Source organism: Parapedobacter flavus, from assembly GCF_035818675.1.
Lineage (GTDB): Bacteria > Bacteroidota > Bacteroidia > Sphingobacteriales > Sphingobacteriaceae > Parapedobacter > Parapedobacter flavus.
On record NZ_JAYKZZ010000015.1, the window covers coordinates 147,405 to 160,904 of the forward strand.

Sequence of the window (13,500 nt, forward strand, 5' to 3'; positions counted from 1 at the left end):
TCTCCTAACGTTTTTGCTTGTTCAAAATCAAGGCTACGAATACCGGCACACCGATCAGGGAGGTCACGATACCTACCGGCACGATAGCTCCCGCCAGGATGGCCTTGCTGATGATCGATGCCAACGACATGATCAGTGCGCCCGATAGGATACTCGCGGGCAGCGAAAACCGGTGGTCTTCGCCGATGAGCAGCTTGGCGATGTGCGGACCTACCAATCCGATGAACCCGATGGTGCCCACAAAGGCCGTGGCACCCGCGGTGAGCAGACTGATGCGCAATAGGGACAGGAAACGCAGGCGCTTCACGCCGACGCCAAAACTACGGGCACTTTCCTCACCGAGCCTCAAGGCCGTGAGCTGCCAGGCCGACGCTAGCGAAAACGGCGCGAGGACCACAAATAACCCGAATAGCAACGGGATATTGTCCCAATTGGCCTTGGTCAATGAGCCGAGGCTCCAGAAGATGAATTGCTGCAGTGCTTCGGCGCTGGCTAAGTATTGCATGATGCCCGTGAATGCGTTAAATAAAAAAACCAATGCAATGCCAAACAGCACCAAGCCTTCTGGACCCGTGCCCCGCAACGACGACAGCGCCTGCAGCAGGAGGGTAGCCCCGAAGGCGAAGACGAATGCGTTGACCACGATCATCCATTCGCCGCCCACACCGGGGATGCTGAGCCCGAGAACGATAGCCAGCGCGGCGCCGAATGATGCCGCTGCCGACACACCCAACGTGAATGGACTGGCCATCGAATTGTTCATGATGGTCTGCATCTCGCAGCCGGCCAGCGACAGGGAAGCGCCTACCAAAAGTGCCATGACCGCGTAAGGCATGCGTACCTCCCAGACGATTACCCGGGCCGATAGGTCGACGCTGTCGGGTGAAAAAATGGCCTGTAATACGCCGGCAAAATCGAGTGTCGACGGGCCAACGGCGATATCGACCAGGAAGGAGGCTACCGTGGCCACGGCCAGCGCGACCAGCAGTACGACACGTTTAATAAACTGTTGGCGATACCCTTTTTCAATGACCGCGGTTGATGGATACAAAGCTACTCCCTATGGTTTCAATTCCGCAAAGTAAACACCTTTTAATGGAACGGCCAAAAACCGTTCGTTTATTTCCTTCAGCACCCCATGGGGTTTCAGCTTGCCGAACAGTTCGGGATGGGTCCATTTGGCGAGCGCCTCTACCGCCGCGATGTTGAGCGGCGAATCGTAGAAGAGGTGCCACATGGCGTATACTCGATTTTCCTTGATGGCGTTGAGCGGACTCACCACCGGGCGTGCCGCCAGCTTGGCGAGACTTTCCTGGGTTTGGTACGTAAATACGTCCTGACCGATGACCATGCCTTCTTCTTCCGGCTTGGCAATACCGGTTGCGATGTACACATCGGGCTGCTCGCTGATCACGTATTCCATGTTGAGCGTTCCCACTTCGCCGGGCAGGATGGTGCCGATGTTGTTGCCGCCGACAAACTCGATGAATTCGCCCAGGTTCCCATTGCCGGGGGAGCCCGGAGGCGCGGTGCCGCGGATCATCTCCATGTACACCTTGGGCTTCTTGATGTCTTGGTGCTTGGCCAGGGTGCCGCGGATGTGGTTCATCCGCCTGTTATAGAATTCCACAAAGGCATTTGCCTGTGCCTCGCGGCCCAGCACCTTACCCAATAGCGACATGCTCGGTACCGTGTTTTTAAATGGGTGGAGGCGGAAATCGATGAAGACGATGGGAATGCCTGCTGCTTCCAGCTGGCGGATGATGTCGGCGGATTTCGCATCCGGCCCGTGTGAGCCGGCTCCGAAGATGGCCAGGTCGGGCTTCAGCGATATGATCTGTTCGGTGGAAACGGTTTCCTTGCCCGACGTGCCGATGAGCGGGATGTCGTCGAGTGCCGGGAATTGCGTGCGGTACGCCTCATAGAGCAAACCGCCCGATTTGGAGAAGTCGCCAGTCCACCCTGCGGTGATCGCCACCGGGTCGGGCAGGAGGAGGCTCAGGGTAATCAGCTGGCGCCCTTCACCGAGGATAACCCGTTTGGCGGGTTGCGGGATGGTCACGTCGCGGCCGACCACATCGGTGACCGTAATGGGCTGGCCATGCAGCGCTGTCGCAAAGATCACACCGAGTAGGAGGGTGGTTATTTTAAATTTCGTGTGCATGTTCTTTTTACAATTTAATCAAACTGATGGAGTCTGCGTTCGGTGCCGGGACGGGCTCGGGAGCATTTTCACTCCGCTCCCGTACCGCTTGCTTATTGGTCACGTACACGTCGCCCGTAGCGTGGTTGATGGCCACGGTATTGGGCAGTGCATCCATTTCGAAGGTTTTGGTCACTTCCAACGACTTGTCGTCGATCACCGTCACGGTACGTCCATGGCGGTTAGCCACGTAGATGTTTCCGCGCTTGGGGTCGTGGTTTACGCCCAGGGCCCCTTTCCCGGTGGGGATGGCCTTGATGAGTTCGCCGGTTTCGGCATCCAGCACGGTGATGTTCTCCGTGGTCTGGTTGGCTACGTATAGGCGGTTGTTTTTGGCGTCGTGGTGCACGTTGGTAGGACGTTCGCCGTGTGCGGCGAATTTCTTCAGCACCTTGCCTGTGGCACCGTCAACCACCACCACTTCATTGTCGCGCATGGCGGTCGCGTAGATGATGTTGTTCTTTTCATCGATGTAGTGTCCGGTAATGGCACCGCCGAGGTCGCCGTAAAATTTCAGAAATTTATTGGTCTTGGCATCGATGACCCACAAGCCGCCGCCGCGCACACTACTGGCATACACGAGGTCGCGGCTTTCATCCACACGGATTTCGCGGGGTGCCTGCCCTTCTTCGCCGGTTGTAATGTGCGTTTGTTCACCGGTAGCCAGGTTAATGGCGGTTACGATACCGGTGCGGCTGTTCGTGGAATAGAGTGTTTGGGTGTTCACACTGATGCCTAATCCCATCGGTGCCGACTCGGGTGCAGCGATGCTGTCGACCGTCTTGAGGGTCTCCGCATCGATCTTGTATACTTTGCCGGTATTCCCCTGTTCATGGGCAGCCGAGACGTAAACGAAACCGTCCTTAGGGTTATATACGGGTTGGTACACGTTGGAATTGGTGCTGATTTTTTCGGTCTTCACCAACTTTTGGGCGTATGCATCATAGGCGGTCATGCCTACCAAAGTAACGGCTGCACATGCAAAGGCAGCGATTTTCCGGACGTTGTTTTTTGTGTTCATGGAGTTGAAGTTAAAAATCAAGGGTTAAAACGTAATCAAACTTACCGTATCGCCATTCGGCAGCGGAGCGGGTGGGGTTTGTCCTTCGCGCACGCGGCTACCTACCTGCTTGTTGGTGACGTAGGCCTCGCCGGTTTTCGGGTTTACGGCTACCGTGTTGGAAAGCCCTTCGGTGGCGATGTCTTTGATGATGGCGTAGGTCTTTCCATCGATAACCGTAAGCGATTGGCCTTTCCTGTTGGCCGTAAAAATGCGGTTGTGCTTGGCATCGAAAGTTACACCGATGGGGTTTTCGCCCACCGTTATTTTCTGTAACAGTTTACCTGTTGAGGCGTTTAGGGCCGTCAGTACGCTGTTTTTCGAATCGGTGATGAATAGGCGGTTGCCCTTTTTGTCGAGTGCAATGTTAATGGGGCTTTCCGATCCCGAGGGGAAGGACGTTACCTTTTCGCGGGTTTTGGTGTTATACACGTGCACTTCGTTGTCGCCCATGGCCGTTACATAAAGTAATCCTTTTTTACTGTCGATGGCCAGTCCGGTAGCCGTTTTACCAGCATCTTCCAACGAATACAGGTACTGGTTCGTTTTTCCGTCGATCACCCAGATGGTGCTGGGGTCCCCTACATCCGATACATATACTTTGTTGGTTTTCTCGTCGACGGCGATTTCACGTGTATGGCTTTTTTCTGCGCCGTTGCTGATGGTGGCGAGCACGGTGCCGGTTTTGAGGTCGATGGCGTGGACGGAGTTGGACCGGGTATCGGACGTGTACAGCGTTTGTGTCTTTTGGTTGATGCCCAGGCCGAATCCAGGGACCTCATCCAGCGCGATGCTATCAACGGCTGCCAGGGTTTTTGGGTCAAGTTTGTAGATGTAGGGACCGAGGACATCGCCTTGGCCGACGGATGCAACGTAAACGGCACCGTCGTTGTGGTCGACCACGATTTCGTAAAGCCCTTTGCCCACCTTGGCCGATGTGGAAAGGGTTTGGGCAGGAGACAATGTTACACTGGCAGCGGCGGCTAAAGCCAACATGGTGGCTTTAGGAAACAGTTGGTGGAATTTGAATTGTTGCATATCGATTAAGATTAAAGTAAAACATAGGGTTAATAAACAGCCTGTTGGGTACCTTCCATGAACCAGTGGTAAAAGGCGGGGAATGCTTCGCGCCAGTAGAGCGCACCGTGCCGCCCGTCCTCGCGTACCGAGAGTTCGATTTCGGGGTCGGCGGCTTTCTGCAGCAGACCGATGGCCCGTTGTACGTCGGTGTTCATGTGCACGAACGTACCGTCGGGTTTGCGGCGGTTTTCGCTTGTGCCGGCATAGAAGTAGTACCGTTGGGTATGGATGTTTGCTATGTTTGTCAGTGTAGTCAGTTCATTTTCAATGTTTCCATGGTCGAGCCAGATGGATGGCGAGAAGACGCCCACGGTGCCGAAGACCCCGGGGTAGGCAAGTCCGCCGTAGAACGTAATGAGGCCACCCATGGAGCTACCCGCCAAGCCGGTGTGTGCTTTATCGGCGAGCGTACGGTAACGCGCGTCGATGTATGGTTTTAGCGTCTCTACGATAAACGCCAGGTATTGCGGGCCTTCCACGGTGGGGTAGTCCGTGCTGGTGCGGTAATAGAACTCCGGCACGCGGTCTTTGTAATCCGTTTGGTGGTTGATGGCCACCACGATGCACTTTTCGCTGGCGGTGTCGATCACCTCGTCGACCCCCCATTCGATGGGGCCGATGCGGCCCCGTGAGGTGGCTTCGTCGAAGAGGTGTTGGCCATCGTGCATATAAAGCACGGGGTATCGCTTGGTAGACGCGTTATAATCCTCGGGCAGGTAAATCCAGATTTTGCGGTGCCTATCCAGTTGGGGGATGTAAAATGCCGAATCCAACACGTGCACGTTGGGTGATGCGGTGGATGCCGGAAAATCATCGCGCCAGCCCTCGATTCGGCAGGTGATGGTTGTATCGCGATTCAGTCTGGCCAGCCGTGGCCCCACTAATCGGCCATCGGCCGTACATTCGGAAGTGGGCCAGCTACCACGGGTGAACTTGAATTCGAGGCGGTCGCTGGGCACGTCTTCCAGCAACACGCTGATGCCATAAGAGCCATCAGCGTGTTTGTTCAGGGTGAGGTGTTCTTCCGCCGGGTTCCAGCGGTTGAAGTTGCCGGTAATGTAAACGGGCTCGTCGGTATGCGATGGCGGTACGCCGGTCACGTTTACCGTAAGTGTATACTGGGCCGTGCCGAAGAGCGGAAGGCATATCAACAAAAGCATGTAGCAACCCCGTTTGCTCATTACTGCACTTCTATTTTATGGAAACCGGATACCGCTCCGCCGACGTCTACGCTGAATGCGAGTTCTGCGGAATTGGTTGCGAAATCATACACATAGTACCCGTTGCCCGAGTTGATGGAAGAACCACGGAGGAATACCTTTCCATCCACTTCCGAAGCGAGCATGGCTGCGCCAGGGTTGGTGCCTACGGGAATACCCTCGATTTTGTTATACTGCGTGGGATTGTCTATGTCTACACTGTAGAACTCCCAGATGTCTGCGCTGTTGATGTTGCCTGTAGGTCCGCCAGCCAATGTCTCCGTATTGAGCGTCACGATAAGTCGGCCGTTTTTAGCGAATACGTTCACAAATTTGCCATTGTCTACGCTACGGAACTCGGAGAAGTTCATCTCCCAGGTTTTATCGATATCGGTTTCGTTAGCTTTGATACGGGCAATCTTTGATTTTCCACCCAGTCCCTTGGCATGGGTGCCTTGTGTAACGATGTAGAGGTCGCCATTGTCATCAAAGTCATACATATGGTTTTCATTGATGTAGGCGATGCTTCCCGTATCCTCGATTTTGATGCGTTTTTCCCAGGTTCCTGATGCGAGATCGATAACCGCAATGTATACGTCTGTATAAAAGTCGTCAAAGAAGCCGATTTGGCTTTCGGTATTCTTCGCATAGGTAAGGTTGGCGAAGAGTTTACCGTTTTTTATGGCTAGGAATTTCTGGCCGATTGCGGCGAAACTTACTTCGCTCAATTCCATCTCCTTCACTTCTTCTTCGAAATCCATCGACCCGGTGTTTACCATGGTGGTGGGGTTGAATTTTTGGATATTATAAGGCTCTGCGGCATCCCAATAGTAACCCAGGTTATCGTCTTGGATAACGAAGTTGCCGGTTCCGAAATACTTTGCGGCAGCCGCTTGGTCTTTCGAGCTGATGAATGCGCCCGAAGTAACCGTACCATCTGCGGCCACATTTATTTTCTCGATGCCTTGGACATAATCTGCCGTGCGGAACATCTTATAGATGTTGTTGCCGTAAGTGCGCCAACCACCCATGCCCTGGCCTTCCAACGACCCGGCCGTAGCGTTGGAAATCGTTCCCGTTGGCATCTCGTCGAAGGAACTGATAAAACCGGCTTTGTTTCCGGATACCCGGTCGGCCAAGGTGATTAACACGTATTTAGTGTCACTATCCTGGTCGGGAGCGGGGTCATCTTTTGCACAGGAGGTAAACAGGGCTGCTGCCGTAACGATTGCTGTAGCAGCGCGAAGGAATTGCTTGTTCATATGATTATCGCTTTTTTGTTAAATGGTAATTAATTTTTACGTGGAAACTGCGGCCGGGCCGCTGTATTTTATAGTAGTCGTATAATTTGCTATCGGCCATATTCTTTACTTCAAACCCGAGGGAAACCGGCTGGTTAGCCAAAAAGTAATTGAAACCGGCGCTGAGCAGGTGCTGGTTGGGCACTACGTTGGTTACCGGTACCTTGGCGTTGCCGAAGAGGCCGAGGAATCCACTGGGCTCTGCATCGCGCGGGATGTGGTTGAGGTAAAACTCACGGATGAAGTTCCAGTGGACATAGGGTTTCAACCGATCATGGGATGCCAGTACGCCATTAAAGTTAGCGACTGCGCCCGCATTGGCGAAAAAATAGGGTGTGTTCCGTAGCCGCGTGCCTTCAATCCATTGGTGCAGGCCATCGCCGATGTCCACCATCCGGTTGTCTTGCCATGTGGCATTCGCGTTTAGTTGCAGTAGCTCGCTGATGCGGTAATGGAGATCGATATCTACGCCGTACCCGCGTATACTATCGAGGTTTTGGTACTGTGCAAAGGGTGGCTGCACAGGTACGAGCATGATCATGCCCTTGGTTTTCCGGTAGAACGCGCCGATTTCGGCAGAAAGCTGTGATGCTTGGTAACGGTAACCGAGGTTGACGTTGAAACTCCGTTCAGGCTCCAAGTCAAAGTTAGGGGCACGGGTGTCGTTATCACCAAATAGCTCATTTTCCCTAGGCAACCGGTTGGTCAGTTCGAATGATGCCCGCAGCAGGTGGTGGTCGCCCAGGGTGTACTTCACAGCGTTTCCGATGCCCCAATTGTTGTTTTCGGAAGTGGTGTAGTCGTCGAGGTCGGTCGCATTCGCCATAAATCCATCGATACCCCGGGTTTCGAACCGGAAGAATTTGGCCGACAGCTGGTTAACCAACCGTTCGTTTAACCACTTCGATTCCCAGGAGATACCGGCAGTGGTTTTGGCGTAAATCGCCTCTTTACTTAGGATGTCGATATCCGTTCCCGCAAAGCGCAAGCCGTATGGGTCGGCACCGATCCGTCTGTTATGGTTATAGACGACATTGGCATCGAGTTTATGCGACTCATTGATCGTATATGCTACGTGTGTACGACTGATGAAGTTGTAGAAGTCGATAGTCGCTAATGACGGCCGTGGGCTTTCGCCTATACCGTTGTGTGGCGTGAAGTCGCCGTACCAATTATAAGTGCCACGGACGGTATCTACCCGCGACCGGTCGATGGTACTATAAGATACGAATTGGTCGACCGCAAAACTGCCGATTGCCTTCCGGTACCGTATACTCGGCACCCAACCCGTATTGTGCATGGTCAACGCGCCATAAGGGTTGGTCATCAGTGCAGGATGCTGCGATTCCCTATCAATGCCATAGTGGGCAACGGAAAAACGGAGTTCATCGGTCCAGTTGGTATTGCCTATCCCCGTGTAGGCTTCCACGAAATAATGTGCATAGCCGTTATGGAACAGAGGCACCGTTACCGGTACGAGGTTGGCGTTTTCGTTGACCACCTCCACATCGGCTTGGTAATCGTTGTCGGAATAATTGTAAAACGCATCGATTCCGACAAACCAGCCTTTTTCGGCCCGGTGATAAGCGGATAAATTAGCGATATGGCTGTTGAACGATGCTGCTTCATATGAAATATCGAGCATCGAGCCGATGTGCTTGCGTGTCACCAGGTTTACGGCACCCCCCAACGCATCACCCCCCAAAGATACGGGCACCACACCTTTATATACCTCGGCGCGTTCCAGCAGGTTGATGGGTACATTGTTGATGCCATAACCGCCACCCAGGTATTCGAGCGGGATGCCATCACGGAAATACTGGACAGCATTGCCCTGGAATCCGTTGATCGATACATCCACCGTGTTGCCCAATCCACCGCTCTGCCTGATGCGGATACCCGGCGAGCGGTTCATCAGCTCGGCCAGTGTGGTGGGCTGCTCGGCCACGGCCCGGGTATCTACCACCACGGCACGGATAGCCTGTTCGCGTACCTGCTGGGTTTCGCTTTTGCCGACCACGGTAGCACCTTCGAGCATATTGGATTGCGACGATAATTGGATGGTGAGCTTGGTCGCCCGGCCATTGAACTGGATATTTTCCGTGTATTCGGTGTATCCGACATGCGTCACCCGTAAGGTGTAGTTGCCGGCGGGAAGGTTAGCGAAAGTAAATGCGCCCGATTGATTAGTGATTTGCGATGAGACGGCAGTACCCAGGGTCACCGAGGCTCCAACAAGCGTGTTCCCCTGCTTATCGGTCACTGTGCCGGCCAGTGTGCCCGACTGTCCAAAGGCATGCAAGGTCATGAAAAGTGCGCATGCAGCGACCAAACCCGTTCTCGAAATCATCAAACTAACCAATTGTCTCACAACGACCGCTTAAAAATGCCGCTAATTTAGATTAATTACAAACTATAAGCAAATCTAATCCATTAAATGTGTGTAACAATGCTGTATAAGGGTTTTTTATGGTTCGGAATCTATCGCTTCCGCTTCGTAAGCAACGGCTTCCGCTTCGTAAGCGATAGGTTCCGGACTGCAAGCAACGGCTTCCGCTCCGCAAGCAACGGCTTCCGCTCCGCAAGCAACGGCTCCCGGTCGGCAAGCGATGGCTTCCCGGTCGGAAGTAACGGCTCCCGCTCCGCGAGTAATGGGTCCCGTGTTGGAAGTAGCGGCTTCCGCTACGCAAGCGATGGCTCGCCTGCCGGGATCAACGGTTCCCGCTACGCAAGTGATGGCTTCCAGATCGGAAGTAACGGTTTCCGCTTCGCAAGTGGTTGCTTCCGGGTCGGCAGCAACGGCTTCCGCTCCGCAAGTGATAGGTCCCGGGCCGGAAGCAATGGCCTCCAATCCGCAAGTGAAGGGTTCCGCGCCGGAAACAACGGCCTCCGACACGTAAATAAGCCTATTTGAATGTCACTTAACCCTGCGGGTAAGGTCCACATCAGCCGATAGGGCTACTCCGGAAGAATAAAGTTTGAGCTTGCCGTTGCCGATCCCCGTAAGCGGCACTTTGACGAATGGTTGTACGGTAAGGCTTACGGCACCCCCAAGTTGCCGGCGGTAACCCACTGACAAGTTGGCTATGCCCAGGATATGGCGGTTCTGATTGCGTAGCGTGAGCTGCTCCAAGTCGCCATACTGGTGCGGCGGATAGGTGTAATCATACGTTTCCTTGAGCATTAGGTAGCTGGATATTCCAGTGGAAGCAAACCACGTTGCGCGCTGCTGCCGTGCGATGTCAATATTGATATTCACTGGAATATCCAGTACGTTACAATCGGCATCCACGGTCATCGGTGTGTATTGGGCATAGAGCGGATTGCCGGCGGGACGGTAGTCCGCAAAATCGGCTTGGTATATTTTTTTGGCATAAAGTACTCCCGCGCTGATGCTGATCCATCCATTAAGACGATAGGTAGCCATAAGTCCCAAGTTGCCGCTGAGTTTACCACGGAAGGGCTGTGTGCCCGATAAGTCGGGGGCAGCGATAATGCCTAATGTCCACCCACGGTTCCCTCTTCGGATGGTAGGGAACGGCTGGTTATCAGTAGGTATATAGGGTTTCTGAAGTGAGCGCGTCGGCAATGCTATGGTTACGCGCTGCGGTCCGAGGTAAAGACCGTTGGGAAAGGTGGTCGTGGTCAGTTCCTGTAATCGAACAGGCGTAGGGGCAAGGGCTGACTCGACACCCGTTGGTCGTGGGTTAACGACAGGTGTTGATGCTAGCTTAATGCCAGTTACTGCCGAATCGGTAGCGTCGACGGAAGCGGACACACCGGGCGTTGGTATTTCGGGTTGTGGCGGTGCGACTGGCTGCTGCGATACGGCATGGTGTTCAGGACGTGCTACCTCCAGCTCACGCTCACCGAATAGCAAAATGGTCGCGATGGCCATGGCGGCGGCTATGCCACTGCCGATACCGATCAGGAGGGGCCATCGCTTGCGCGGACGCATTTTTCGTGACAGGGTAGTCCAGGCACCCTCATCAAAGGGAATGTTGGTCTGGCTTAAGCCGTCCCTGAAAAGTTTATCTATGGGGTGTTTCTCTTCCATTTCACATTCCTTTTGCTACCGTTTACCGGCCGCTTGCCTTTGCGGCTTGTTTAAGCGACCCGGTGTCGCGGCCATCCTCCACCAACTCCTGTAGTTTTTTGCGTGCCTTATGTAAGTTTGACTTTGATGTATTTACGGTGATACCCAATAATTCCGCAATTTCCTGATGGCTGTATCCGTCTATGGCATACAGGTTGAAAACCGTTCGGTACGCCGGACTGAGCGACATGACCATCGCCAGTAAATCGTTGTATGCTAAGTTGTCATATATACGTTCGCTATCGCTGAGGTGTTCGTATGCTTCGATTTCGTCGTGTTGCGCAAATTTGAGCGAAGACCGGTAATAGTCAATCGCCGTATTGGTGACGATCTTGCTTATCCAAGTCTTGAACGGTCGGGATGCATCGTAATGCTCCATGCGGTTGAATATTTTCAAGAAGCTTTCGTTCAGGATGTCTGCCGCCTCATCCGACTGGCGCGCGTAACGCCGGCATATCCCCATAGCAAAGCTATAGAAATACTTAAACAACGCATACTGGCTTTGCTTATCGTATTTCAAGCAACCGGCAATATGCTGTTGTACGGCGTCGTCATTTACTACTGTCGGCAAGCTATTTTATTTCGTTTACACAATAATACGGGGTTTCGGTGCAAAAGGTTGCCTGCATTTTTTATTTTTTTTTCCTGCGCTTCTGAAGCAACCTATTTGGCACTTGTTCCGTATTGCAAGTATGGAACGATTCAAAAAAGATCACATGATCCGCTGCGTTATGAAAGCACATCGCAACCAATGGGTAGGGTGGGCGGCAATGCTGATTTGCCTGCCTATCGCCGCTTGTAAAAAAGACAATCCGGTCGAGCCGGAGGCCAAAGTGGGGATTTTTGTTGAAACCAATGCCACCCACGGGCAGGTACTGACCGACAGTGCAGGTATGGTGCTATATTTCTTCGCCCGCGATGCCGATGGAAGCTCGGCATGTGCAGGCAATTGTGCCTCGATATGGCCTGCCTATTATAGCCCGAATGCCGCTGCCAGCGGGGCTATCGATAGCGATGATGTCGGTACCATCACCCTAGCCAACGGTTCCCTGCAATCCACGTACAAAGGGTGGCCGTTATACTATTATGCCAGTGATACCGCGCCCGGAGCTATCGGCGGAGATGGCGTGGGTAACAATTGGTTTGTGGCAAAACCCGACTATTCGGTGATGGTGGTGCAACACCAATTGGTAGGGGTGGATGGTATGCTTTATACCGACGACCTTACACCGGGCGAAGGCCAAACACGGTACCTGGTTGATGCTTACGGGCGTACACTGTACGGGTTTGTCCAGGATCGGTATAACGTCAACAATTTCACAAATGCCGATTTCTCCAATAATGGTGTATGGCCCATCTATGAAGCGGGATTGGCATCCGTTCCATCGGTACTTGATCCCGCCGATTTCGAGGAAATAACCGTGCATGGGCGCACGCAATTGACCTATAAAGGGTGGCCACTTTATTATTTCGGCCAAGATGCCGCCCGCGGTGAAAACAAAGGGGTTGATTTTCCCGCAGTCGGCATTTGGCCGGTACTGAACGCCGATTCGCCGGAAGCCGCAGCGCCTTAACGACAAACCCACCCCTTGACGTTTTCTACTATTTACTAACGGACAAAATGATGGCACCCTTGAAAATAATTTTTTGGAAAATATCTGCGCTTTTACTAACACTCGGTTTTATAGCATGCGGTAAAGGCGATGGGCCAACGCCCGACCCCGATCCGCCCGGAAATGGCGGCGGTGATGAAGTAACAACCGAAAATGTGACCTACACCAACTTCGCGGGCAGCTTGCTGCAGACGAAGTGCAGTGGCTGTCATGCGGGCTCCGGGGAAGGAACCTCGCAGTGGGTGTTGTCGGGTTTCAATTCGGTGAAAGATAATATCGAGCGGATCAATGACGCGGTGATCGTGCGCAGGGTGATGCCCAAAAACGGGAGTTTGTCTACCCGCGAACGCGAATTGCTCAAGGCATGGATCGATAAGGGGGCACCGCAATGATAAAGGTATACGTTTGGTTTTTCGCAATGGCTCTGTGCTTCCGAGCGGAGGCGCAGGGCTTATTGATCGACAAGGCAAGCCGAATATCTTTTTTTTCGGAAGCGCCCCTTGAGAATATCGCTGCGGTAACCGAAAAGGCGGCGTCGGCGCTCGATACCGGCCGCCGTGAAATTGCATTCAAGGTGGCGATAAAGACTTTTGCATTCAAAAAACGGCTCATGCAGGAACATTTCAACGAGAATTACATGGAAAGCGACCGGTTTCCCCACGCCACCTTCAACGGTAAAATCCAAGAGCCTGTCGACTGGCGCAGTGACGGTGCGTACCCTGTTACGGTGGTGGGCACGCTGGATATACACGGCGTCGGAAAGCGGTACACGATTCCTGCAACCATCACGGTAAGGGGAGCATCGGTAACGGCCACCGCCAAGTTCAATGTGCGGGTGGCCGACCACGATGTGAGGATTCCCCGTATTGTTATCAAGAACATCGCCGAAGTGGTGGAAGTAAAGGTTTCCGCAGCGTTTAGTAAGTAACTCCTAACAATTATGAAGAC

Annotated in this window: 13 protein-coding genes; 3 read left to right on the forward strand and 10 right to left on the reverse strand. The window is 53.3% G+C overall.

All coding sequences use genetic code 11. From position 1 onward, the window contains the following. Positions 1 to 4: 4 nt before the first annotated feature. The 10 genes from U9S71_RS12845 to U9S71_RS12890 all read right to left on the reverse strand — a co-directional run bounded on the left by U9S71_RS12845 (position 5) and on the right by U9S71_RS12890 (position 11,510). Positions 5 to 1,051, reverse strand: a complete 1,047-nt coding sequence (locus U9S71_RS12845) for a FecCD family ABC transporter permease (RefSeq protein ID WP_326327909.1) — start codon at positions 1,049 to 1,051, stop codon at positions 5 to 7. 9 nt (positions 1,052 to 1,060) lie between these two features. Next, positions 1,061 to 2,164, reverse strand: coding sequence for an ABC transporter substrate-binding protein (locus tag U9S71_RS12850; protein WP_326327910.1), 1,104 nt, complete (start codon positions 2,162 to 2,164; stop codon positions 1,061 to 1,063). Between the two features lie 7 nt (positions 2,165 to 2,171). Then, positions 2,172 to 3,224, reverse strand: coding sequence for a YncE family protein (locus U9S71_RS12855; RefSeq protein WP_326327911.1), 1,053 nt, complete (start codon positions 3,222 to 3,224; stop codon positions 2,172 to 2,174). A 24-nt stretch (positions 3,225 to 3,248) separates the two neighbouring features. Then, on the reverse strand, positions 3,249 to 4,301 hold the full coding sequence (locus U9S71_RS12860) for a YncE family protein (RefSeq protein ID WP_326327912.1): 1,053 nt from the start codon (positions 4,299 to 4,301) through the stop codon (positions 3,249 to 3,251). Between the two features lie 29 nt (positions 4,302 to 4,330). Beyond that, positions 4,331 to 5,524, reverse strand: a complete 1,194-nt coding sequence (locus tag U9S71_RS12865) for an alpha/beta hydrolase (RefSeq protein ID WP_326327913.1) — start codon at positions 5,522 to 5,524, stop codon at positions 4,331 to 4,333. After that, on the reverse strand, positions 5,524 to 6,804 hold the full coding sequence (locus U9S71_RS12870; protein WP_326327914.1) for a DUF4374 domain-containing protein: 1,281 nt from the start codon (positions 6,802 to 6,804) through the stop codon (positions 5,524 to 5,526). The genes U9S71_RS12865 and U9S71_RS12870 overlap by 1 nt, the downstream gene beginning before the upstream one ends. Positions 6,805 to 6,808: 4 nt before the next feature. After that, a complete protein-coding gene (locus U9S71_RS12875; protein WP_326327915.1) occupies positions 6,809 to 9,193 on the reverse strand; it encodes a TonB-dependent receptor in 2,385 nt (794 codons plus the stop codon). 117 nt (positions 9,194 to 9,310) lie between these two features. After that, positions 9,311 to 9,739, reverse strand: a complete 429-nt coding sequence (locus tag U9S71_RS12880) for a hypothetical protein (protein WP_326327916.1) — start codon at positions 9,737 to 9,739, stop codon at positions 9,311 to 9,313. Positions 9,740 to 9,760: 21 nt separating this feature from the next. Continuing rightward, complete coding sequence (locus tag U9S71_RS12885) at positions 9,761 to 10,900, reverse strand: hypothetical protein (RefSeq protein WP_326327917.1); 1,140 nt, start codon at positions 10,898 to 10,900, stop codon at positions 9,761 to 9,763. Positions 10,901 to 10,922: 22 nt separating this feature from the next. Then, positions 10,923 to 11,510 carry an RNA polymerase sigma factor gene (locus U9S71_RS12890; RefSeq protein ID WP_326327918.1) on the reverse strand — a complete coding sequence of 196 codons (588 nt, stop codon included), beginning with the start codon at positions 11,508 to 11,510 and terminating at the stop codon, positions 10,923 to 10,925. Positions 11,511 to 11,670: 160 nt separating this feature from the next. Between U9S71_RS12890 and U9S71_RS12895 the strand changes: the two genes are divergently transcribed. The 3 genes from U9S71_RS12895 to U9S71_RS12905 are packed head-to-tail and all read left to right on the forward strand — an operon-like array spanning position 11,671 to position 13,480. Next, entirely contained in the window at positions 11,671 to 12,513 is an 843-nt protein-coding gene (locus U9S71_RS12895) for a hypothetical protein (RefSeq protein ID WP_326327919.1), read from the forward strand. Between the two features lie 59 nt (positions 12,514 to 12,572). Then, a complete protein-coding gene (locus U9S71_RS12900) occupies positions 12,573 to 12,944 on the forward strand; it encodes a hypothetical protein (RefSeq protein WP_326327920.1) in 372 nt (123 codons plus the stop codon). After that, positions 12,941 to 13,480, forward strand: a complete 540-nt coding sequence (locus U9S71_RS12905) for a YceI family protein (RefSeq protein WP_326327921.1) — start codon at positions 12,941 to 12,943, stop codon at positions 13,478 to 13,480. Before U9S71_RS12900 ends, U9S71_RS12905 begins: the two co-directional genes overlap by 4 nt. The last annotated feature ends 20 nt before the right edge of the window (positions 13,481 to 13,500 follow it).